This is a genomic window from Roseateles sp. UC29_93 (assembly GCF_042695725.1).
Classification (GTDB): domain Bacteria; phylum Pseudomonadota; class Gammaproteobacteria; order Burkholderiales; family Burkholderiaceae_C; genus Roseateles; species Roseateles noduli_A.
Window position 1 is genome coordinate 3,538,092 of sequence record NZ_CP170545.1, and the last position, 22,763, is coordinate 3,560,854.

The window sequence follows — 22,763 nt, forward strand, 5'->3', positions numbered from 1 at the left end:
CCTCCTCATCGCGGCAGCACCTGCCGACCTTCGATGTCGAAGCTCGCGCGCACGACCTCGGCGTGGCCGGGTTGACCGCCGCCGATCGCCAGGCGGTAGCGGCCCGGCTGCACCGATCGGACGCCCGCGGCGTCGACCTGGCTGAGCGCCCGGGCATCGAGCTGGAAGCGAAGGCTGCGGCGCTCGCCGGTCTTCAGCGGGACGCGCTGGAAGGCCACCAGCGCATGAGCGGGCGCCGTGGCCTCCGCGGCCTCGCGTTCCAGGTAGACCTGCACCACCTCGTCGCCGTCCCGCGCGCCGGTATTGGCCACGTCGACGTCGAGCGTGAGCGCCTGTCCCGCACTCAGCAGCGCGGTCGACAGCCGGGGCGCCTGGTAGGCGAATCGGGTGTAGCTCAGGCCATGGCCGAAGGGCCACAACGGCGAGCCCTTGAAGTAGCGATAGGTGCGCCCCTGCATGCCGTAGTCGGCGAAGGGCGGCAGGTCCTCTGCCGAGCGGTAGAAGGTGACCGGCAGCCTGCCCGCCGGGTTGTTGCGACCCAGCAAGGTGTCCGCGATCGCCTGTCCGCCGACCTCGCCGGGATACCAGGCGGCCAGCACGGCGTCCGCGTGTTCGGCGGCCCAGCGCAGGGCCACCGCGCTGCCGGACTGCAGCACCACCACCAGCGGCTTGCCCGAGGCCTTGACCGCCTTCAGCAGTTGCTCCTGGGCCGATGGCAGGTCCAGCGAGCTGCGGTCGCCGCCGTCGAAGCCGGGCACCTCCACCTGCAACTGCTCGCCTTCGAGATCGGGCGAGAGACCGACGAAGGCGATGACGACATCGGCCCTGCGCGCGGCGTTCACGGCCTCGGCCAACTGCACGTCGGCCGGCGCCTGCCATTGCAGCGCGAGGCCCTGGTCTTCGCCGGTGTGCAGCCACTCCACGCGCAGCGTCCGCGGGCGGCGATCCTCGAATCTCACGGTGGCGGCGGGCTGGTCGGTGTCGCCGTCCTGCAGCAGATGGTCGTCGAGGTAGAGACGAACCCGATCATGTCCGTCGCAATCGAAGCAGCGCTCGACGCGTACGCCGAGTCGGTACTCGCCGGTCGCCGGTGGCACGAACTGACCCCGCCAACGCACCGAGTAGCCGCGCGGCGGCAAACCGGCCGCGGGCGGGGCCCGGTTGAAGTCGAGATTCAAGGCGGCATCGGTGCTGACAGCGACCGGCTTGCCCGCCAATGCCGCATTGGCAAAGACTTCGCGGCGCAGTCCGGCTTTCCGTCGGGCGTGCGCAGCGCGGCCTGCGGCACGGCCACCGGCACGTCCGCCGCAAGGGCGGACCCCTGGGGCGGCGAGCACGCGTGAAGGCCCCAAGGCGCTGCGCAGCCCGGCCAGCGGCGTGATCGGGCGGTTCGCCACCCCGTGGTAGTTGGCGTGCAGGTCCTCCAGCAGCTCCGCCGTGGGACCGACGACGGCCACGCGGCTGTGCGCCGCCAGGGGCAACACGCCGTTGTTCTTCAACAGGACCATCGACTCGCGCGCGGCGCGCAGCGCCAGCGCGCGGTTGGCCGCCCAGGGGATGGGCCGTGCCGCCCGCGCCGGCGAGAACAGGCCCAGCCGCAAGCGCGCCTCGAACAGCCGCTGCAGCGAGCGGTCCAGCGCCGCCTCGCTGACGCGGCCGCTGGCCACGGCAGCGGCCAGCGCGGCAAAGCTGCGGCCGCAGTTCAGGTCCGTGCCGGCCTGCAGCGCCCGGGCCGACGCCTCGGCGTCATCGGGCGTGGTCTTGTGGAAGAGCGTCATGTCCTCGACCGCATCGCAATCGGTGACGACGAAGCCCTCGAAGCCCCAGTCCCGGCGCAGGCGGTCCTGCAGCAGACCGGCGTTCGCGCAGGCGGGCGTGCCATCCAGGGCGTTGTAGGCGCACATGATCGAGCCGGCATGCGCTTCCGTGACCGCCGCGCGGAAGGCCGGCAGGTAGCTCTCCTCCAGGTCGCGGGCCGAGGGGTTGACGTTGAACTGGTGGCGATCGCGCTCCGGTCCGCTGTGCACGGCGAAGTGCTTCGGCGTGGCGATCACCACCGGGCGCTGCGCGTCGGGACCCTGCAGCCCCCGCACGAAGGCGACGCCAAGGCGAGCGGTGAGGACCGGGTCTTCGCCGTAGGTCTCCTGCCCGCGCCCCCAGCGCGGGTCGCGGAACAGGTTGATGTTGGGCGACCAGATCGTCAGCCCGCCGTAGCGGGCCGAATCGCGCGACGCGCCTGGCGGCGGCACCGCCGTCTTGGCACGCGCCTCGGCGGCGATCACGCCCCCCACGGTCTGCAGCAGCGGGGCGTCCCAGCTGGCGGCCAGGCCGATAGCCTGGGGGAACACCGTGGCACGGCCGTTGCGCGCCAGGCCGTGCAGGCCTTCGCTCCACCATCCGTAGGCCGGCACCCCTAGGCGTTCGATGGCGGGCGCGCCATCCTGCAACTGGGCGATCTTCTCTTGCAGGCTGAGCCGGCGCACGAGATCGGCGGCGCGTTCGGCGTCGCCCAGACGCGTGTCGAGATAGGCGGGCGAGGCGGGCGCGGCGTGGGTCGACTGCCCGTGCAGCAGCGCGGCAAGACACAGCCACAGCGTCAGGTGTTGCGCCGGCTTCGCCCGACGGAGCGCGGGCGAGCGCCTGGCAGCCTCAGCCGAGGCGACGCGGGTCCAATTGCACATGCCGAATCTGGCTCCGTTTGTGGGTGTAGGTGACATGCACGCTGCCGTCCTGCGCCTGGATCGCCGCGGGGTAGGAGAACTCCTGCCCCGGCTCGTCCTCCAGCGTCGCCACGGTGCGCCAGTGCTGCCCGCCGTCGGTCGACAGCGCGACGTCCAGCCGGTCCCGGCCGATCCACCAGTCCCGGCCCCGCTCGCGCGGGTTGAAGACCATCAGCAGATGGCCGCCTCGCAGACCGAGGGCCTCGATGCCGGCATTGGGATTGGGCAGTGAGGTCAGGGTCGGCAACGACCAGGAGCGCCCGCCATCGCGTGAGCGCGTGACGGCGATGCGGTCCGCCATGCTGCGCGCAAAGGCCAGCACGCTGCCGTCGGGCCGCAACACCAGACTGGGCTGGATCAGCATGAACCCGCGAGGGTCGGCCACCGGCGCGTTCTCCAGCCAACTGCGGCCTAGGTCCCGGGTGCGTTCGAAGTGGATGCGCCAGTGGTGCTCGTCGTCCTCGGTGCTGGAGGGGCACAGCAGCGTGCCGTCCGCCAGCAGGAGGGGCTTGCTGCGGATCGGACCCAGGACGCCCTCGGGCAGTCGTCGCGGCGACGACCAACTGCCGCCGCCGTCGTCGGAGGTGATCAGCTCGCCCCACCAGCGCTGGGGGCTGGGGCCGACCTTGTAGAACAGCAGCAGCTGGCCGCCTTGCGCGGCGCCTGCCTGAAAGAGCACGGGGTTCCAGGTGGGCCAGCAGGTGCCGTCGGGCTGGCGCCCATCGGCGACAGGCCGCGGCGGACTCCAGGTGCCTGCTTCAAGCCGCGAGCACCAGATGCGCACGTCGGGCGCGCGCTCGGCGGTGCCCCCGAACCAGGCGGCCAGCAGGCCACCACCGGGCAAGGCCACCAGCGTGGAGGCATGCACCTGCGGCGTGGTCTGCTGCGTGTCGATGAACTCCCCGCGCACCACGGGGCTGGCGCCCCAGGCGCGTGTCCCCGCCATGCTGGCCAGCGCGGCGCCCAGCAGGCGCCGACGGGACGTGCAGACCGCCGCCGCTGTCATCGGGCCGCCCGCATCGCGGCCAGACGTCCGGCATCGATGCGCGCCTCGAAGCTGCCGCCGGCGCGGGCGCCGCTGCCCACGTGATACTGCCGCGCGCCGATGAGGCGATGCAACGCTGCCAGGTTGCCGGCGTTCACGCCCGAGCCCACCAGCGGTTCGACGCCTTCGCCGAGCTGCCAGCGCTTCACGAGTTGCCCGAGCAGCGCCGCGCCCCGCTCAGCGGTCGGCGCCGCGCCGACGTCAGCAATTGCGTCACCGCCCCCCGGTACGCGCTCAGCGCGCCGAAGGCACGGACCGGGTCGCGCACCGCGTCGAAGGCGCGATGGAAGGTCAGCGGCAGGCCATCGGCCCATCGCAGCACCTGGTCCAGGCACGCCCGGTCGATGTCGCCCTCGGGTGTCAGCGCGCCAAACACCACGCCGTGCGCGCCCGCGTCGCGAATCATGGCCACGGCCTCGCGCATCTGGCGCCTGTCGGCCTCGTCGTAGGAGAAGGAGCGGGCGTGAGGCCGCACCATGACCATCACCGGGAGGCGACACTGCTTCACCACGTCGCGCACCACGTCCGCCGCTGGCGTGAGCCCGCCCTGGGCCATGTCGGACACGAGCTCGAGCCGGTCCGCGCCCGCGGCCTCGGCGTCGCGCGCGTCCTGCGCCGACAGGGCGATGACTTCGATCAAGACCGGCGCTTGGCTCATGGGGCGGCGAAGAGCTTGAACTCGCGGATGCTCGCGGTGCCGGCGCTGTTGACGATGCGCAGCCGCACGCGACGGGTGCTCACCGGCGCGAACCTGTCGATCTTCATGTGGCCCACCGCCTGGGCCTTGGCCAGGGTCGTCCATCGGTGCCCGTCCCAGGCCTGGATCACGTAGCCGCGCACATGCTGGCCGTCCTCCAGGCGCTCCATGGTCAGCGCGCGGTCGATGGTGACCGCCTTGCCGAAGTCGACCTCCAGCACGCCCTGATTGACGTCGGTGGCCGTCCAGAAGGTGTCGGGATCGTTGTCCAGCGCCGCTTGCGAGCGCGCGTCGGTCTTGCCGTGCCGCGCCGCCACGTTGGCGGCATCCCCATAACGCGCTTGCAGGGCCTGCCCGAACTCGGCCAGGCGTTTCACGTCCGCGTCCGGCAACAGGCCCCGGCGATCGGGCGCCAGGCCCAGCACCAGCTGGCCGCCTCGGCCCACGCTGTCTTCATAGTTCTGCAGGAGCTCGTCGACCGTCTTCAACGAGGCGGCGAACTCGGGGTCGCGAATTCCAGAACCAGAAATCCTTGTGCAGCGGCGTATCCACTTCCACGGGCCGCCAGCGCAGCTTGCCGTGGCGGTCGATGACGTTCCAGTTCTCGCCTTCGATCACGCCGACCTCGTTGCCTACCCAGCGGATGTCGCCGTACTCGAACAGCGCGGTGTCGGCAAACACCATGGCGTTGGGCTGGTAGGTGCGCAGCGTCGCGACGTAGCGTTCGAAGTCGTAGACGTGGCCCCCGCTGCCCGCACCGTCGAGCCACCATTCGACCAGGGGGCCGTAGCCCGACGCCAGCTCCGTCAACTGGCCGGCGTAGAACTTGTCGTAGGCCTTGGCATCGGCGTAGCGGGGCTCGTGACGGTCCCAGGGCGAGAGGTAGACGCCCATGCCCATGCCTTCCTTCTTCACGGCCTCGGCGGTCATGCGGACCAGGTCGCCCTGGCCGTTCAGCCACGGGCTGGACTTGACCGAGTAGTCGCTCTCATGGGTCGGCCACAGCGCGAAGCCGTCGTGGTGCTTGGCGACCAGCACCAGGTAGTTGGCGCCCGCGGACTTCGCCGCGCGTGCCCACTGGCCCGGGTCCACGCGGTCGGGGTTGAACACGGCAGGGGCCGCTTGCCCGTCGCCCCACTCACGGTCCAGGAAGGTGTTGGTGCCGAAGTGGACCAGCACGCCAAATCCGCGATCCTGCCAGGCCAGCTGCTGCGGCGAGGGCGTGGTGTCGGTGAACGATTCGCTGGCCGATGCAGCGGTGAGCTGCAGGGCAGCCAGGGCCATGCACAGCGCAGGCAGCTTCCTCATCAACGGTCGGTACATCCTCAGATCCATCCAATGTCGCAAGACAAGGCTGATCGGCTCTCGCGAGCCGATCAGCGTGGCACGCTCAGAGCTTGAAGTTCATGCCCAGCACGATCGTGCGTCCGTTCTTGTAGAAGCCGGTGGGCGCATCCTTCGTACCGCTGAACTGGTAATAGGTCTGGTCCAGCAGATTCGTCGCGCTCAAACTGATCCCGATCTTTTTCGTGATCTCGTAGGAGGCGGACAGATCCAGCTGCTTGTACTGGTCGGTGAAATCCTGGGAATTCAGGCGACCGATCTGCGTGAAGTACTGCGAACGCCAGCTGTAGACCAAACGAGCCGCGAAACCGGCGTACTCGAAATACGGAATGATGTTGACCGTGTTCTTCGAGAGGTAGGGCAGGTTGAGACCTTCGCCCGTATCCGCCTTGGCATAGGTGTAGTTGGTCTGCAGACCGAAGCCATAACCCAGGTTCTGCTGATACATCAGCGACAGCCCCTTGACCTTGGCCGAGCTGGCATTGACCGGCGAGCTGATCGAGAAGGTGCGGTCGTTGATGACCCGGTCGTTCGTCACATTCACCACGTAATTGCTCACGTCGCGATAGAAGAACTCGGCGCCGACCATGCTTTGCGGCGCGAAATACCACTCGCCCGCCACGTCGAAGTTGGTCGACTCGTAGGGTTTCAGGTTGGGATTGCCGCCGCTGCCGGTGCCTCTCACCAGATCCAGGTTGGTGGCGCCGGCGAGATCGGAATACCGCGGACGCGCCAGTACTTTCGCCACCGAGAAACGGACGACCTTGGTGGAATCCAGCTCATAGGCGGCGTTGAAGCTGGGGAGGAACTTGTTGTAGCTCGTGTCGGTGGTCGTCGGCGCATAGGTGCTGCCGCCGTCGTTCGACAGGTAATAGTTCGAATCGTCCTTGGTGTGCACATAACGGACACCAAAGTTGCCTCGCCACCCGCCCACGTCGTAATTGAACTGCGTGTAGAGATTGGTCGTGTCCTCACGCACGCTGAAGGAGGAGCCATAGTCCGTCGTGAACGGTCCCTGCGGTTGACCCAGCAGGTAGTTCTTGACCTGCCCCAGGTCGGCGGTCGGCCAGTTCCGGATATCGCCACTCACATCCAGGCCGTCGTACAGCCCCGACGGCGCGTGCGAACTGCCGAACTGGTCCAGGCTGATGTCGCTCGTGGTATTGATGCGATTGCCGCGCGCGGACACGCCGTTGTCGTGCTTGATGAATTTGGTGCCGATCAGCACTTCATTGATCGGGCCCCAATTCAGCTGCCGGGACAGGTCGATCTGGCCGTAGCGCTCGCGGTCGCTGCTTTCCGCGTAGTAAATGCCGCCCGCCTGGTATTTGCCGTCGATCTGCGCGCCGGGCGCGGAGCCGGCCGGCGCGCCGGGAGGCCCCAGTTGGACGCGCTGCCGTTGTCGTAGACGATGCCCGCCTGCTTGGGGCCGTAGTTGAAGGAATAACCGCCCGACTTCAGCAGATACTTCATCAGGTATTCCGGCGATTTGCCGCCGGAGGCTGACGTGTAACCCACCTGACTGGCGAGTTTCCAGTCATCGCCCTTGAAATCGTGCCGCAGGTTCAGGCTCTTGGTGACGACCGTGGACTCGCGGTAATTCGCATCCAGTTCGGCATAGGGCTGGTTGCCGTTGCCGGCGCCTGCCGTGACGGTGGCCGCGGTGATCAGTCCGTTGTTGACGGTCGCCTGGGTGATCTTGTCGACGTCGCCGCAACCCGGGCAGGCATATCGCGCTTCGCTGTAGTTGTTGTATTGGCCGTGCACATAGATGCCGGTCAGATTCAACTCGTTCTTGTCGTTGGGCTTCCACTGCAAGGCGCCCTGGAAGCTGTCGCGCTGACGCGTCTGCTGGAAGAAGTCGCTGTCGATGGCCACGGGCATGCGCGCCGTCTGGGGATTCCCGCTGCCCGAGATCGTCGCCGACGGGCTGATGCCATTGCCGGTGGTATAGCCGAAGAACTCGATGCCGGCTTGCGCAAGGGTTTGCTTGTCATGCGACACCGCAGCCAGGAAACCAAAGTCGTTGGCTTCGTTTTTCCAGCTGTACAGCGCGGACGCCCGCGGATTGCCATCCCGGGAACGGTCGTTGTAGCTGTAGCCCAGCGAGCCCCGCAAGGTATTGGCCGGCAGATCCAGCGGCTTGCGGGTATGAATGATCACCGTGCCGCCGATGCTGCCCTCGTCGATGCGCGCTTCGGGCGACTTGTAGACCTCCATCACGCCGATGATTTCCGGCGACAGCAGGGTGTAGTTGAAGGTGCGGCCGCTGGTGTCGCTGGGGTTTCCGCCCCAATCCCCCGAGGCAATGGTCTGGCCATTGACCAGCACCCGGTTCAACGCCGGATCGGTCCCGTTGATGCTGACCTTTTCGCCTTCGCCGTACAGACGGTCCACCGCCACGCCGGGCAGGTGGGCCAGGGATTCGGCCGCGTTGGTATCGGGGAACTTGCCGATATCCTCGGCACTGATCACATCCTTGATCGAGTCGGCGTTGCGCTTGAGATTCATCGCGCGCAGCAGGCTGGCGCGATAACCGGTCACGTTGACCGTTTCCAGCGCCTCGGCCTTGGTATCGCGAGCGGCTGCCGGTGCGGCCACAGGCGCGGACGCTGCGGCACTCGGCGGCGTCGGTGGCGGCGCCGCCTGTGCAAATGCGGCGGGCCCGTAAATGGCCGCGAGCGAGGACACGAGGGTGGTTTTCAGGAGAAGTCGATTCGGTTTCATCATCGCAATCTTCTTAGAGGGGGGCGTGGAGGGGGACAGTGCCAAGACTGTCGATGGGGCCACGGTGGTTGGGATGTTCGACGGATGTGCCAGAACACTGCGCCGGCGCAGTCTGTTGGGCCATCTGTCGCTGGCACGCGGCCTCATGAGCCCTGCCAGCCTCTTGTCGATTCCATTCCGTCAATTCGGATTCCCTATATCCTTGTGGCATGAAATAACAAATACAAAAGCTGTGTCGATCGATCTTCCCGAGCAAGATCAATGCAGTGTCGAATTCACCAGGGAGCGCAGATTCAGCTGCGCCTGCAATGCTGGCAACGACGCTTTGGACCGCAACGGAATGACCACTTCGTCGCCGGCACGGATATCCAGCGAGTTATCCTCAAGCTCGACATCCAGCAGGCCGAAATCGACCCACACCGCGCGGGCGAAAGACGTGGATGTGATCGACAGCCGCCAGGAATCCGGCGCACCGGAAGGATCCGGACTGATGCGGGTCTGGAACTGGGGATCAACGAGTTTCAAATCCTTGGCGGGCACGAAGTAAACCGGCTGCCTGGCCACCACCTTGCCCCCGGCGATCAACTCGACTTCAGCGACCGTCCGGGTGGGATCCGCACCTTGCAGGAGGGCGGCGTCGGCGCGTTGCCAGACGGGCGTGACGGCGAGGGGCTTGACGACCACGGCCGTACGTTCCGATCGCAGGACGCGGCCATCCAGGTCGGAGACGCGCAGGCGCACCTCGGCGTCGAAGGGCTCGACCTTGTCGGAGACCACGGAGAAGTCGGTCTTGCCGGCCAGGCGCAGGGCCGTCACGGTCGTGTCCGCGTAGAAGCGCCGCGCGTGGAACTGCAGCGCCTTCCATCGACCGAAGAAGTCCACGCTCGACCAGGAGGCCCCGGGCCACACGTCGTTCAGCTGCCAGTAGAGCGAGCCCATGGACCGCGGGCGCTGACTGCGCAGGTGGGTGGCCGCCAGTTCGATGCCCTCGGCCTGCATGACCTGGCTGAGGTAGACGAACGAGGCGAAGTCCTTGGGCTCGCCGTAGTTCTTGCGGATGTAGAACAGCACGCGATCGTTGCCCACGTCGGGACCCGCGGCCACGCCGAACTTCTGGTGCGCGCGGATCACCGGCGAGTCCACGCGCTGGTCCTCGGGACCGGCATAACTCGCGACGGTGCGCATCTCGGGGTAGGACTGCAGGCCGTACTCCGACATGAAGCGCGGCGTGGTGGTCAGGAAGGTCTCGACCGGCGCCGAGCCGCCCGAGACCCGCCAGAAGTGCACGTCGCCATCGTCCATCTGGCCGGACGGCCCCTCGAGGTCGACGCCGGGCGACGTCGCCCAGTAGGGCACCTCCGGCGCATGCCGCTGCACGACGCCGCGCAGCACATCGCCGAACAGCTTGAGGTTGGCGCTCCACAGCCGCTCGCGCTCGTCCGGGGAGATCCGGTTCTTGAAGGCCAGCGTGGCGTCCCACGTTTCCCAGTCGGCCTGCACCTCGTTGCCGCCGCACCAGAGCACGATGCTCGGGTGATCGCGCAGGCGGCGCACCTGCTCGACGGCTTCCTGGCGGACGTTCTCCTGGAAGCCCGTGTCCGCCGGCAGGATGGCGCCGCCGAACATGAAGTCCTGCCAGATCAGGAGGCCCAGGGCATCGGCCTCTTCGTAGAACGCGTCGCTTTCGTAGTAGCCGCCGCCCCAGAGCCGCAGCATGTTCATGTTGGCGCGGCGGGCGCTTTGCAGCAGGGCGCGCTGCCGTGCGCGCGTGACGCGGTTGGGGAAGCTGTCGAGCGGGATCAGGTTCGCGCCCTTGGCGAACACCGGAATGCCGTTGATCACGAACGCGAAGCTTCGGCCCCAGGCATCCTTCTCGCGTCGCAGCTCGACGGTGCGCAGACCGGTGCGACGCGCCACGCGGGCCAGTTCGACACCCCCCTGCGTCAGCGTGGCTTGCAGCGCATACATCGGCTGCGCGCCATAGCCCGCCGGGAACCAGCGCTGCGGACGTTCGATGCGCACCGGCACGCTCAGCGCATTGCGGCCTGGATCCAGCATCACGTCCTGCGTCAGCGTGAAGGCGGCACCGCTGGGCGGCACCACCTCGACCTGCAGCCGGGCCGGGCCCGCGCGGGTGACGTCCACCTCGAGCTCGGCCGCGAGTTGCGCCACGCCTTCGTCCACGCGCTGCTGGCGGACGTGGAAATCCTCGACGCGGACGTGGCTCCAGCTTTCCAAACGCACCGGCTGCCAGATGCCCAGGGTCACGAAACGCGGCCCCCAGTCCCAGCCGTACTGGTACTGCGCCTTGCGGACATAGGTCGCGGTGGCCACGCCCTTGGGTTCGTCGCCGAACTGTGAGTCGTAAGCGCCCGGCAGGGCGTAGGGCTGCTTGAGCAGCCAGGGCAGCGTGCGCTTGATGGGCGATTGCAGGCGCACGAGCAGCGTGTTGCGACCGGGCTTGAGCAAGGCCTTGGCCGGCAGCCGCCAGCGACGGAACATGTTGTCGGTCGTCGCCAGCGGCTGACCGTTGAGGCTGATGCCGGCGAAGGTGTCCAGGCCGTCGAACACCAGGTCGACCTGCTCGCGGGCCAGGGTCGCGGCGTCGACCTGGAACTCCAGCCGGTACTCCCAATCCGACAGCCCGATCCATTGCAGGCGGGCTTCGTGGTCCGCCGCGAAGGGGTCGGCAATCAAACGGGCCTCCAGCAGGTCGGTCTGCACCGTGCCTGGCACGGTCGCGCCGTGCCAGGACGCGGCCTCGGGATGGGCCGAGGCCGCCTCCGGATCGGCCAGTCGGAACTGCCAGCCCGCGTCCAGCGGCTGCGTGTGCATCTGCGCCAGCGCCCATGGCGTCACGCCGGCGAGCGTGGCCGCCAGGCCAAGGGCGCGCACGGCCTGGACCCAACGGGCAATGAGGAGGGACTTGTGCATCTGGAGGCTGCTGCGACTAGTGCGTATCCGCGTGGAGGAGCAGGCGCGCCGCGTCGATCGCGAACAGCGGGCCGTCGATGGGTGCGGTGAACCGCAGGCAAAGGTCGTGGACGCCCGCCGAGGGGGGCAACGCCGCGGTCAGGGTGAAGGTGTCCGGCGCGCTGCCCGCAGGCAACGGCAGGGCTGCCAGCAGCGGCCCGCCACAGTCGTCCCGCCGCACTTCGAGCTCTCCCGTCGGCGTGCTGGCCGCGTGCTGGATCACCTTGACCGCGTCATGCGCCAGTCCGTAGTTGCGCGCGAGCCGTCCCGCCTGGACCGAGACGCCGTGCACGCCGTCCAGGCGCGCCTGCGGGTAGATCCAGCAGGCATCGAGGAGGTTGACGTTGAAGACGGGCGCCCAGGTGGTGGCCTCGGTGCGCAAGGGCACCCGCAGACCCAGCTCGCCGGGAGGGCAGGCCTGGAGCTCGTTGCTCATGCGGGTCAGCAGCGTCGCGGCGTCGAAGCGCTGCTCGCGCACGGCGGCGAGCGGCCGACCCGCGGCGTCGAAGGCGACGGCGCGCAGACGTGCGGGCAGTTTGACGATGAGCGGCTCATCGTCAGCGCCCCCGGCGCCGCCCGCGGCCGGTGACGTGGGCAGAGGCTCCGAGCCGTCCAGCGTGTAGCGGATCTGCCCCTGCCTGACCTGGTTGGACAGGCGCACCGGCGCTGCTCCCGCGGCCAGCATCGCCGCGGCACCGCCCTCGATGTCGAACTGCACGGCGAACGCGCTGTCGGCGGCATTCACGCCCTGGCGCAGATAGCGGGCCCGCTGCAGCGCCAGACGCGGCAGGAACCCGGGCCAGTCTCGCGCGGAGGCCGGCGACCAGGCCACTTCGGCCAGCGCGGCGATGCGGGGGAAGATCGCGTGTTCCCGGTGCTTGCGCGAGGGCATGTATTCCGTCCACAACGCGGCTTCCACCCCGAGGACGTGCCTGGCGCGGTCGGCGCCCAGGTCGCTGGGCATCGGCTCGAAGGCATAGACCTTCTCGATCGGCAGTTGGGCCAGCCGCCCTTCGGGCTCGTCGCCACGCGCGCTCTGCAGGTTGTCGAAGTACAGCGAGCCCGCCGGCGCCAGCACGACATCGTGGCCGAGCCTGGCGGCCGCGACGGCGCCTTCGGTGCCGCGCCAGGACATGACGGAGGCGCCGCTGGGCAGGCCGCCTTCCAGGATCTCATCCCAACCGATCAGCCGCCGGCCGCGGCGCTCCAGATGCCGTCCGATGCGGTCGATGAACCAGCTCTGCAAGGCTTCTTCGTTGGCCAGGCCCAGTGCCCGGATGCGCGCCTGCACGGTGGGCGAGGCCTGCCACTGGTCCTTGATCGCTTCATCGCCGCCGACATGGATGAAGGTGGACGGGAACACCGCCATCACCTCGTCCATCACCTGCTCGACAAAGCGGAGGGTCGATTCGTCGGCGTTGTAGAGGTAGGGGTTCACGCCATGGTTCACCGACACGGCGGGCCGCGGGTTGCGGCCCGGGCCGTCGCCGATGTCCACGCCCACGCCCGGGTAGGCCGCCACCACGGCCTGGGCATGCCCGGGCATGTCCAGCTCCGGCACGATGGTGATGTGGCGATCGGCCGCGTAGGCCACCAGCTCGCGCATCTGAGCCTGCGTATAGAAGCCGCCGTAGCGCGACGGCTCGCCGCCGGGGGGCGTGCGCCACGCGCCGATGCGGGTCAGGTCGGGGTAGCGCTTGATCTCCAGCCGCCAGCCCTGGTCATCGCTCAAGTGCAGGTGCAGCACATTGAGCTTGTGCAGCGCCATCTGGTCGACCAGCGCCTTGACCTCGTCCAGGGGCGCGAAATGACGGACGACGTCCAGCATCAGGCCCCGCCAGCCGAAGCGCGGCTGATCGGCGATGCGCAGCGCCGGCACGCTGGCCTCGCCCTGCGCGCCATCGGCGCTGAGCAGTTGCCACAGACTCACGCCGGCATAGAACAGCCCGGCGTCGCTGCGCGCCTGCAGCGTGGCGCCGCCGGGCGTCACGGCCAGTTCGTAGGCGCCATCGGGTGCGGCAGGCGCGGCCGGCGCGCGCGCGTCGCGACGCAGCACGATGTCGCCGCGCATGCCTTCGCGCAGCCGCAGGCGCAGGTGGCGGTCGCGCCAGGCCATGGCCGCGAGGAACGCCGCCGCGCGGCGGGCACCGCGGTCGCCCGGAGGAACCGCAATGACGGCGCCCGGCGACAGACGCAGGACGCCCGCATCGCGCGCGACCTGGGCCGGCATCGGCACGAGCGGCAGCACCTCGGCGCCGGCATGCGCGGCACCCGCCGCGGTCAGCGCCAGGGCGAGCTGCATCGCACGCACCACGCGGCGCGCGGGCAGGATGGCGGGGCGACAGGCTCGCATCGCAACCGCCCTCAACGACGCGACAGCGGCAGTTCGTCCCAGACGGCGGGGTCTTCGGCCCCAATCACCCAGGCGCTGAAACCGTCGATGCCGGACGCCTTCACCAGCTCGTAGCGCTCGCGGAAACCACGCGCATCGGGCATGAACACCCATTCGCGCATCTGGTCGCGTTCGAACCAGTAGTAGGAGGTCCGGTCGTCCTCGTCCCAGCGGATCTTGGCGCCGTACGTGGCGGCCAGCGGGATCGACTCGTCGGCATCGATGTAGTCGCCGACGATGTTCGGCGCCTCCTTGCCGTCGTCCCGGACCGGATTGCCGGTGGACCAGCGGTAGCCGTACAACGCGATGCCCAGGGAGAGCTTGTGCCGGGGCACGACCTTGAGCGCGTAGTCCAGGTGCTCCTTCATCCAGCGATAGCCGTCGACCGGACCGGGCGCGGTCCAGCGGGTGTGCTGGTCATAGGACATCAGCGAGACCAGATCCGTGACCTTGCCCAGGGCTTCCAGGTCGTAGGCGCCGCGCCAGTACTCCCACATCCACTTGGAGAAGGGGCCGCGGCCGGCCGCGCCGGGGGCGTTGGGCACCACGGCGACGCTCAGCGTCAGGCCCACCTTGTGCAGGGCGTCCGCCGTGCCCTTGGCCATCTTGGTGAAGGCGTCGCGGTCGGTCCAGGCGATGTTCTCGAAGTCGTACTGGAAGCCGACGTAGCCATGCTCCTTGGCGGCACGCAGCAGGGAGGCATTCATGCGGGCCTGGGCCTGCTCGTCGTGCAGGAGCTTGTGGAAGCCCTCCCGGTTGGTCGTCATCGACAGGATGGGCATCACCGGCACCCGCTTGCTCTTGGCCAGCGACAGCACGAGCGGGTTGGGCGCGCCGTTGACCAGGCCGGCGGCATCGACGCCGTACCAGGTGGGCACGAGCAGGTCGACCTTGTCGACATGCGCGACGAAGGCGTTGACCGACTTCTGCGTCTCCATCATGTAGAAGAGCGCGCGCGGCGCGGCCAGGGCCTGCTGCATGAAGCCGGTCAGCAGCAGCAGGAGGGACGCGGCGCACAGCCGCAGGAGCCGGTGTAGGGGGGAGGGAGGCATGGCGGAGGAGGGTGGCGTTGATGAATGCGGAGGGGCGGGTCGGGCGATGGCGCTCACCGCGACTCGATCTTGAAGACGTAGGCGTGGCGGCCCACGGGCTCCTTGGGCACCCGCAGGTGCAGGCCTGCGGCGTCCTGCGTGAAGGGGATGGCGCTGCGGTCCGCGAGCAGCGTGACGCGCTGGACCGGTGCCATCAGCGCGCCGGGCGCCAGCGAGCGGATCAGCAGTTCACTGCGGCCGTCGGCCCGCGGTTGAGGCCAGCCCAGCCCGATCGCGTAGAGGACGTTGCCCTGCGTCGTGAAACGGAAGTCCTCGGGCGTGTAGGGCTTGGCGTTGCGGTCCTGGAAGGTGCCGCCCACCACCTCGGTCGGGCCTTCGCCGAAGCGCGTCCAGGGCCGGCTGCCGTAGATGGCCTCGCCGTTGAGCTTCAGCCACGCGCCCATCTCCAGCAGGATGTCGCGCGCCGGGTCGGGAATGCTCCCGTCGCCGCGCGGGCCGATGTTCAGCAGCAGGTTGCCGTTCTTGGACACCACGTCGATCAGCTGATGCAGCAGCTGACCGGCGGGCTTGTAGGTGTCGCCGTCGATGTAGCCCCAGGAGGCGTTGCTGATCGACGTGTCGGTCTGCCAGGTCTGGGGCTGGATGCCGATCATCTGTCCGCGCTCGACGTCGTAGGTGCCGGCGCCTTGCGGGAAGGCATCCAGCTTGAAATCGATGACGGTGGCTTCGCCGCGCCGGGCCCCCTGGTTGTAGTAGTACGCGGCGAAGGTGGGCATGGTGGTCGCACGCATGCTGGCGTGGCCGATCCACCAGTCGAAGTACATCAGGTCGGGCTGGTAGGCGTCGACCAGCTCGGCGGTGCGGGCGAGCCAGTCGTCCAGCCAGGCCTGGGACACGTAGGTCCAGTCGTGCGGAAGGTCGCCGTCGTCCTTGCCGTGCAGCTCGCGCAACTGCGCCGGCCCGTACAACGCGGCGTAGCGCGGGTCGTTCACGTCGGAGGCGATGTGGCGTCCGCCGTCGAAGAACCAGTTGTGTTCGGCGCGGTGCGAGGAGGTGCCGAAACGCATGCCCTCCGCGCGGATCGCCCGGGCCAGTTCGCCCAGCACGTCGCGTTTCGGGCCCATCGTGGCGGCCGTCCAGTCGCTCAGCCGGGAGCGATACATCGCGAAGCCGTCGTGGTGCTCCGCCACCGGCACCACATACCTGGCCCCCGCCTGGGCAAACAGGCGCGCCCAGTCCTGCGGATCGAAGCGATCGGCCTTGAAGCGGTCGATCAGGTCCTTGTAGCCGACGCTGGCCGGCGTGCCGTACGTGGCGAGGTGGTGCTCATGGGGCTTGCTGCCCTGCTGGTACATGTCCCGCGAGTACCACTCGTTGCCGAAGGCCGGCAGGGAGAACACGCCCCAGTGCACGAAGATGCCGAACTTCGCGTCCGCGTACCACTGCGGCGGCTTGTAGCCCTGCAGCGAGGTCCAGTCGGCCCGGAAGGGGCCGGCCTTCACGCCGGCCTGCACCTGGCGCAGCACGCGGCTCCGCTCGCCGTCGAACTTGCTGACCGACTTGCGCCAGATGGCGTCGATCTCGGCCGGCGAGAGCGTCGCGGCGGTCGGCGCGGTCGGGTCGGCGGCGGGGACGGCCTGCGCCCAGGCGGGTGCCAGGCTGCTCGCCGCCAGCGCGGCGCCGAGGGTCCCCAAGGCGCCCAGGCGGCGCAGTGTCGATGCAGGCATGCGGAGGTGCTTCATGGCGGAGTTCATGGCGTGGCCTGCGAGGCGGTGGCGGTGGCAGCGGCGGGAGGGGTCTCGCCGATGGCGGGGAAGGGCGCGGCGCCCAGGCGCAACGCGGCCTGGTCCAGTCGGGTGTCCAGCGCCAGCGCGCCATCGGGCGCGAAGACGCGCAGGCGCAGGGTGGCGGCCACCAGGCGCTGCTCGGCGGGCCATCGGCCCCGCAGCGTGAACGGCGTCGACAAGGTGGGCATCTCCTGCGCACCCTGCGCGATCAGCCGGCCGTCGCGGTCCATCATTCGCCACTCGGCGCGATAGCCCAGCAGCGGGAACGACGGCAACTGCGTGGCGCCATTGGCCTGCAGCACGGCTTGGAAGCCGGTCAGCCCGTCGCCTGTCCACGCCCAGCCGAGTCGGGCGTTCAAGGGCGCATTGCGCTGCTGGTAGGCCGCGTACGACGGCTTGCGCTGCCGGTTCTCGTCCACCACGCCGTGGTCCACGTAGCCGGCCGTCTCGCCGACGGCGAGGTTGCGGTGGGACTTGTAGTCCTGGTAGATCCAGAAGATCGCGCCGGCCACGAAGTCGCGCCGCGCGAATGCGTCGAGTTGCTGGCGCAGGTTGGCGATGCGCTGGCGGTCCGCCTCGGCGGCATCGGGCGCGAAGGGGCCGACGTAGCCGTACTCGGAGATGACCAGCGCCTGCTCCGGGTAGGTCTTCTGGATGAAGTCCAGCCAGGGGTCGACCTGCTCGGCGGCACCGCTCCAGCTGCCGAAGTAGGCGTTGGCCATGATGAAGTCGGCCTCGTGCAGCGCCGGGTTGTCCTGCCACGGCGCGATGCTCACGTCGGAATCGGCGAAGGTGAAGAAGCGCGTCGGGTCCAGTTCCCGCACCAGCGCCTTCATGCGCCGCACGTAGGCCAGGCCGCCGGGCAGGCGCGTATCGCTTTCGTTGCAGACGCTCCAGGCGAAGATGCTGGCGTGGTTGCCGTCCGTGGCGATCATCTCGCTCAGCATCGTCCGGGCGAGGGCCAGCACGGCCGGGTCCTTCATCTGGGCCTCGCTGAACTGCCACATCGGGATCTCCGGCACCAGCAGGATGCCGTGCCGGTCGGCGTAGTCCAGCACGACGGGGTGCTGCGGGTAGTGCACCGGCCGGGTCAGCGTGGTGTGCAGCGCGCGCAGGTCGTCCCAGTCGTGCACGATGGTGCCGCGGGTCTCCGCCAGGCCTTCCCACGGGGAGTCTTCGTGACGCGTCAGGCCGGTCAGGCGGACCGGGCTGTCGTTGACCCAGAGCTTGCGGTCCCGCAGTTCGATGCGCCGCAGGCCGAGCGTGTCGGTCCGCACGTCGAGCACGCGGCCGTCGGCTTCCTGCAGTTCGGTGACGACGCGGTAGAGCCGCCCGTCGCCGATGTTCCACAGCTGCGGCCGGGCGATGGACAGCGCCAGGTCCACGCTGCGCTTGCCCCCCGCCGGCAGTTGCAGGGCTTCGCGTGTGCTCGAGACCTTGCCGCCGTCCGGCGCGAAGACGGTGGTGAGCAGGTGGAGCTGGCGCGGGCGGGCGCTGGCGTTGCTCAGGTCGACGCGGGCGCTGACCCGTGCCGGGTCCTCGCCGACGGTCCGGCCGGCCAGCCGCCCGCTCAGGGTGGCGCGCAGCGTCTGGCCGCGAATGAGGGCGCCGTCACCGACGCTCAGCCACACGTCGCGCACCAGGCCGCCGTAGTGCCACCAGTCGTACCAGACGCTGCCGCTGCCAGCCAGGCGCATCGCGTAGCCGGGGAGGCTGCGGGCGGTGGGCCGGTTGTCGATCGCCACCACCAGCAGGTTGGGCTTGCCACGCTGCAGCAGGCGGCTGATGTCGAAGGCATGCGCCGTGTGCCCGCCTTCGTGCCGACCCACCTCCACGCCATTGAGCCAGACGCGGCTGCGGTAGAAGGCGGCACCGAAGTTCAGCTCGACATGCGCCTCGTCGTCCAATGGCATGGACAGGTCCAGGCGGCGGAAGTACCAGCCCGTGCCTTCGAAGTCGGCGTCGGCGCCGACGTTCCACGAATGGGGCACGGTCACGCCGCGCGTCTGGCCCGGCACGTCGCGCGTCCAACCCGCGGCGACGCCTTCGTCCTTGGGGTCGGTGCGGAACTGCCAGTCGTCGTTGATGTCGATGCGCGTCGCCGCCCCGGACAGGGCGGGCAGGCCCGAGAGCGTCAGCACCAGACTGGCCAGCAGCACCACGCGGGCCGTCAACGCGGAAAGGAGAGGCGGGAGATGCATCGACGACCTCAGCGGCGGCGCGGCGGCGCGGCGGAACCGCGGACCACCAACTCGGGCGTGAACTCTTCGGCGCCCAGCGTCGGCACCTTGCCGGATTGGGCATGGCGCACGCGCTCGATCAGGCGCAGGGCCGCGCGGCGTCCGACCTCCACCGTGTCCTGCCTGGCGGTGGTCAGCGGGGGCCAGGTGAGCTGGGAGAAGGGGCTGTCTTCGAATCCGGCGATGGCCAGGTCGCTGGGCACGTCGAACCCGACCGAGCGGGCCGCGGCCAGCACCCCGGCCGCAATCTCGTCGTTGCTGCCGAACACCGCCGTGGGCGGCGACGCCAGCGCGAGCAGCTTGCGGGCGCGCCTGAAGCCGGAGTTGAAGTTGAACTCCCCTTCCAGCACCAGGCCCGGATCGACCTCGACGCCGTAGTCGCGCATCGCATCCATGTAGCCCGCATGGCGCTGGATGCTGGACTCGTAGTGCCCGTCGCCCCAGAGGAAGCTGATGCGGCTGTGGCCCAGCTGGATCAGGTGCTCCGTGACGGCATGGGCCGCGCGACGGTCGTTGATGCGCACGCAGTCCTGCATGTCCCGCGGGTCGTCGCCGGCCGACACGATGCGGATCACGACCACCCCGTGCGCCGCCAGCGCCTGCACCAGGTCCCGCTGTTCCGACATCGGCGGCGCCAGCACCAGGCCGGCCAGGCGCGAACGCCGCACCAGGTCCAGCAATTCCTGGATCGAGCCGTGCGCCGGCGTGCCGCAGGGGTGGATCTGCAGGCCGTAGCCTTGCTCCCTGCACGCGGAGAGCACGCCGTTCTGCAGACTGACGAGGTAATGCGCGTTCGGGTTGCTGTAGACCAGTCCGATCGCGAAGGAGTGCGTGCTGCGCAGGCTGCGCGCCAAGGGGTCGGACTGGTAGTTCAGTGCCGCGATGGCCTGGCGCACGCGTTCGCGCATCTCGGGGCGGACGGCGTCGTCCTCGTTGATCACGCGGGACACGGTCTTGAGCGACACGCCGGCCGCTTCGGCCACATCCCGGATCGACGCGCGAGGCGCCGCCGCGGTCCTCGCGGTCTTCGCCGGCTCCGTCGGCGCGGACTCGTCCGTGTCGTGAGGTGGGGGGCCGACGGTCTCGGTGTCGACAGGCTTGACCTTGGCCCTGGTCTTGGGTTTTGCGGTGGGTTTCATTCGGCATCCCCTTTGCGCAGACCCACGCGATAGCCCGCCAGCCCGTAGAAGAGGATGTAGAGATAGCAGGGCCCCATCAGGCACAGGAACACCAGCTGGAAGTCGTGGTGCTGCTTGAGGATGGCGAAGGCCTGGGGAATGATGGCGCCGCCCGCGATGCCCATGATCAGCAGCGCGGCACCGCGCTCGGTCGCCTCGCCCAGCGAGCGGATGGCCAGCGGGAAGATGGCCGGCCACATCATGGCGTTGGCGAAACCCAGGGCGGCCACGAAGCCGACCGAGACATAGCCTTGCGTGGCCCATGCGCACAGGGAGAAGACGACGCCCAACGACGCGGACACCGCCAGATAGCCCTGCTGGGAAATGAATTTCGGGATCAGCACCAGGCCCGCCACGTAGCCCAGCAGCATGGCCACCAGGGTGAAGGACGTGAAGAACTTGGTCTGGTCGGCCGGCAGGTTGAAGCCCGCGCCATAGGTGCCGATGGCATCGCCTGCCATCACCTCCGCCCCCACGTAGACGAACAGGCAGACCACGCCCAGCCAGAGGTGGGGGAAGGACGCCCAGCCACGTCGGGCGCCGCCTGCGTCCGGCTCGCCGCGGTTGGCGTCCGCCGCGCTGATGTCCGGCAGCGGTGACCGCAGGATGCCCACCGCCAGGAGGGCCAGCACGCCGGCCATGATCATGTAGGGCAAGCGGACCTTGTGGGCGAAGGCGTTCAGCAGCGTCTCGCGCGTCGCCGCATCGGCCGACTGCAGGCTCTGCGCCAGGCCGCCGACGTCGGACAGCACCACCGCGCCCAGCAACAGCGGAGCCAGGATGCCGGCCACCTTGTTGCAGATGCCCATCCAGGCGATGCGCTGCGCGGCGCTGTCGATCGGGCCGACGATGCTGATGTAGGGGTTGGCCGCGGTCTGCAGCAGTGACAGGCCGGCGCCGATCACGAACAAGCCGGTCAGCGCGCCCGGATAGAGGCGCAAGGACACGAACTGGCCGAAGACGACCGCGCCGCCCGCAATGACCAGCAAGCCGATCGCCATGCCGCGCTTCATCCCCGTGCGCTTGAACACCGCCGCGGACGGGAGGGCCAGGAAGAAGTAGGACAGGTAGAACGCCATCGGCACCAGGAAGGCGTTCACGTCGTCCAGATCGAAGGCCAGCTTCACGAAGGCAATCAACGGTCCGTTGATCCAGGTGAAGAACCCCATGATGAAGAACAGCAGGCCAATGATGACCACCGGTCCCAGCGGCGCGCGTGGTGCGGAAGGGGGAGAGGTTCCGGCAGTGGGCATTCAAGGACTCCGATATAGGCGGTTGGTGCGGGCTCGAACTCATTTAACTGACTTAATGACACTGTTGTCAATCGAGTCAGATCACCGTCGCAGTTGCGCACGTCGAACTAAAGATGCGGTTGTCACTGGGAAAACTCGTTGCAAGCGGTGAACAACGCTTGGAACAGCGAGGGAAAACACTGAGGAATCGGAGCGCGTTTTGACCGGTTTGGACAGCAATTGACAACTGTGTCATTTGCGGTCGAAACTCGTGGCCATGCTCATTGCTCCCCATTCGTGTGAGCCCGGTCCGTCAGGCTCGGGCGTCCTGTTCCTTGCGGCAGACGTGGGCGGCACGCACGCCCGGGTTGCGTTGGCACGCACGCTGCAAGTCGAGACCGGGGCCTGCCCGGTGGAGTTGCTGCACGGCGAGGTCTACGCCTGCGCGGCGTGGCCCGGCCTGGCCGATCTGCTGGCGGACTTCGCCGCCAGGCTGGCGCAGACGCCTTGGCGCGACGCGGGCCCCATCCAGGCGTGCGTGCTGGCGTGCGCCGGCTACGTGCAGGAGGACGTCGTCGTCAATCGCAACCTGCCGTGGCCGGTCTCCATTTCCGCCTTGCGAGACAGGCTGGGCATTGCCCACCTCGCGGTCATCAACGATTTCGAAGCGCTGGCGCATGCCGTGCCCCACGTCGGGCCGGCAGAGATGCGTCCGCTGATGACGGGCGATGGCGCCGTCGGCGGGCTGGCCGCCGGCCCGATCGTCGTCATGGGGCCCGGCACCGGCCTCGGCTGCGCGGTGATCCTGCCCAACGGGAAGGGCTCGCAGGTGCTGGCCACCGAAGCGGCGCATGTCTCGCTGGCGCCTGGAACGGCGCGCGAGCTCGACATCCTGCGCCTGCTGGCCGGTGACCAGCGCCATGTGCCGGTCGAGTACGCGCTATCGGGACCGGGCCTGCTCAAGCTGTACCGCGTGATCTCGGCGCTTCGAGGCGAGGAGCCCACGCTGCACACGCCCGCCGAGGTCACGGCCAGCGCGCTCGATGGCAGCTCGGCCGCCGCCACCGAGGCGTTGAACACCTTCTGCGCGTTGCTCGGCAGTTTCGCGGCCGACCTGGCGGCGCTCTACAGCGCCTACGGCGGCATCCTGCTGGCCGGCGGCATCCTGCCCAAGATCGAGTCCTTCCTGCAGCAAAGCGATTTCAAGAAGCGCTTCATGCACAAGGGGGTGCTGACCGCATTCCTCGAGCGCGTGCCCGTCCACGTGATCGATCACGGCGACCTGGGCGTGCTGGGCGCCGCGTGCTGGCTCGAAAAGGACCTCGCGCGCAAGACGGACTGAGATCACGGCGCCCATGCTTCCCCAGGGACGCCCT

16 protein-coding genes are annotated in these 22,763 nt (G+C 69.0%); 1 reads left to right on the forward strand and 15 read right to left on the reverse strand.

What is annotated here, in order from left to right:
* Positions 1 to 5: 5 nt before the first annotated feature.
* From ACFJIX_RS16410 to ACFJIX_RS16480, 15 genes are all read right to left on the reverse strand, one after another.
* Positions 6 to 2,681: a glycoside hydrolase family 3 C-terminal domain-containing protein gene (locus ACFJIX_RS16410; protein ID WP_377152774.1), complete on the reverse strand. Its 2,676-nt coding sequence runs from the start codon at positions 2,679 to 2,681 to the stop codon at positions 6 to 8.
* On the reverse strand, positions 2,650 to 3,726 hold the full coding sequence (locus ACFJIX_RS16415; protein WP_377152776.1) for an exo-alpha-sialidase: 1,077 nt from the start codon (positions 3,724 to 3,726) through the stop codon (positions 2,650 to 2,652). The genes ACFJIX_RS16410 and ACFJIX_RS16415 overlap by 32 nt, the downstream gene beginning before the upstream one ends.
* Positions 3,723 to 3,914 (reverse strand): hypothetical protein, encoded by a 192-nt coding sequence (locus tag ACFJIX_RS16420; RefSeq protein WP_377152778.1) that lies wholly within the window; start codon positions 3,912 to 3,914, stop codon positions 3,723 to 3,725. Before ACFJIX_RS16420 ends, ACFJIX_RS16415 begins: the two co-directional genes overlap by 4 nt.
* Positions 3,911 to 4,405: a copper homeostasis protein CutC gene (locus ACFJIX_RS16425; protein ID WP_377152780.1), complete on the reverse strand. Its 495-nt coding sequence runs from the start codon at positions 4,403 to 4,405 to the stop codon at positions 3,911 to 3,913. Before ACFJIX_RS16425 ends, ACFJIX_RS16420 begins: the two co-directional genes overlap by 4 nt.
* A gap of 14 nt (positions 4,406 to 4,419) precedes the next feature.
* Complete coding sequence (locus tag ACFJIX_RS16430) at positions 4,420 to 4,950, reverse strand: discoidin domain-containing protein (protein WP_377152782.1); 531 nt, start codon at positions 4,948 to 4,950, stop codon at positions 4,420 to 4,422.
* The gene (locus ACFJIX_RS16435) at positions 4,916 to 5,770 is read right to left on the reverse strand and encodes an alpha-L-fucosidase (protein ID WP_377152784.1); all 855 of its coding nucleotides are present in this window, start codon (positions 5,768 to 5,770) and stop codon (positions 4,916 to 4,918) included. The genes ACFJIX_RS16430 and ACFJIX_RS16435 overlap by 35 nt, the downstream gene beginning before the upstream one ends.
* Positions 5,771 to 5,852: 82 nt before the next feature.
* Positions 5,853 to 7,145, reverse strand: a complete 1,293-nt coding sequence (locus tag ACFJIX_RS16440) for a TonB-dependent receptor (protein ID WP_377161811.1) — start codon at positions 7,143 to 7,145, stop codon at positions 5,853 to 5,855.
* Positions 7,055 to 8,536 (reverse strand): TonB-dependent receptor, encoded by a 1,482-nt coding sequence (locus tag ACFJIX_RS16445; RefSeq protein ID WP_377152786.1) that lies wholly within the window; start codon positions 8,534 to 8,536, stop codon positions 7,055 to 7,057. Before ACFJIX_RS16445 ends, ACFJIX_RS16440 begins: the two co-directional genes overlap by 91 nt.
* 255 nt (positions 8,537 to 8,791) lie before the next feature.
* Positions 8,792 to 11,467, reverse strand: coding sequence for a glycoside hydrolase family 2 protein (locus ACFJIX_RS16450; RefSeq protein WP_377152788.1), 2,676 nt, complete (start codon positions 11,465 to 11,467; stop codon positions 8,792 to 8,794).
* A 16-nt stretch (positions 11,468 to 11,483) separates the two neighbouring features.
* A complete protein-coding gene (locus ACFJIX_RS16455; RefSeq protein ID WP_377152790.1) occupies positions 11,484 to 13,859 on the reverse strand; it encodes a beta-N-acetylhexosaminidase in 2,376 nt (791 codons plus the stop codon).
* 11 nt (positions 13,860 to 13,870) lie between these two features.
* Positions 13,871 to 14,950, reverse strand: coding sequence for a glycosyl hydrolase family 18 protein (locus tag ACFJIX_RS16460; RefSeq protein WP_377152793.1), 1,080 nt, complete (start codon positions 14,948 to 14,950; stop codon positions 13,871 to 13,873).
* Between the two features lie 53 nt (positions 14,951 to 15,003).
* Positions 15,004 to 16,692: an alpha-L-fucosidase gene (locus ACFJIX_RS16465; protein WP_377152795.1), complete on the reverse strand. Its 1,689-nt coding sequence runs from the start codon at positions 16,690 to 16,692 to the stop codon at positions 15,004 to 15,006.
* Between the two features lie 8 nt (positions 16,693 to 16,700).
* Positions 16,701 to 18,938: a glycoside hydrolase family 2 protein gene (locus ACFJIX_RS16470; RefSeq protein ID WP_377152797.1), complete on the reverse strand. Its 2,238-nt coding sequence runs from the start codon at positions 18,936 to 18,938 to the stop codon at positions 16,701 to 16,703.
* 8 nt (positions 18,939 to 18,946) lie between these two features.
* Positions 18,947 to 20,116 carry a LacI family DNA-binding transcriptional regulator gene (locus ACFJIX_RS16475; RefSeq protein WP_377152799.1) on the reverse strand — a complete coding sequence of 390 codons (1,170 nt, stop codon included), beginning with the start codon at positions 20,114 to 20,116 and terminating at the stop codon, positions 18,947 to 18,949.
* Positions 20,113 to 21,408, reverse strand: a complete 1,296-nt coding sequence (locus ACFJIX_RS16480) for a sugar MFS transporter (RefSeq protein WP_377152801.1) — start codon at positions 21,406 to 21,408, stop codon at positions 20,113 to 20,115. Before ACFJIX_RS16480 ends, ACFJIX_RS16475 begins: the two co-directional genes overlap by 4 nt.
* Positions 21,409 to 21,664: 256 nt before the next feature.
* Here ACFJIX_RS16480 and ACFJIX_RS16485 point away from each other — a divergent pair, with 256 nt between their 5' ends.
* On the forward strand, positions 21,665 to 22,729 hold the full coding sequence (locus tag ACFJIX_RS16485) for a glucokinase (protein ID WP_377152803.1): 1,065 nt from the start codon (positions 21,665 to 21,667) through the stop codon (positions 22,727 to 22,729).
* Positions 22,730 to 22,763: the final 34 nt, after the last annotated feature.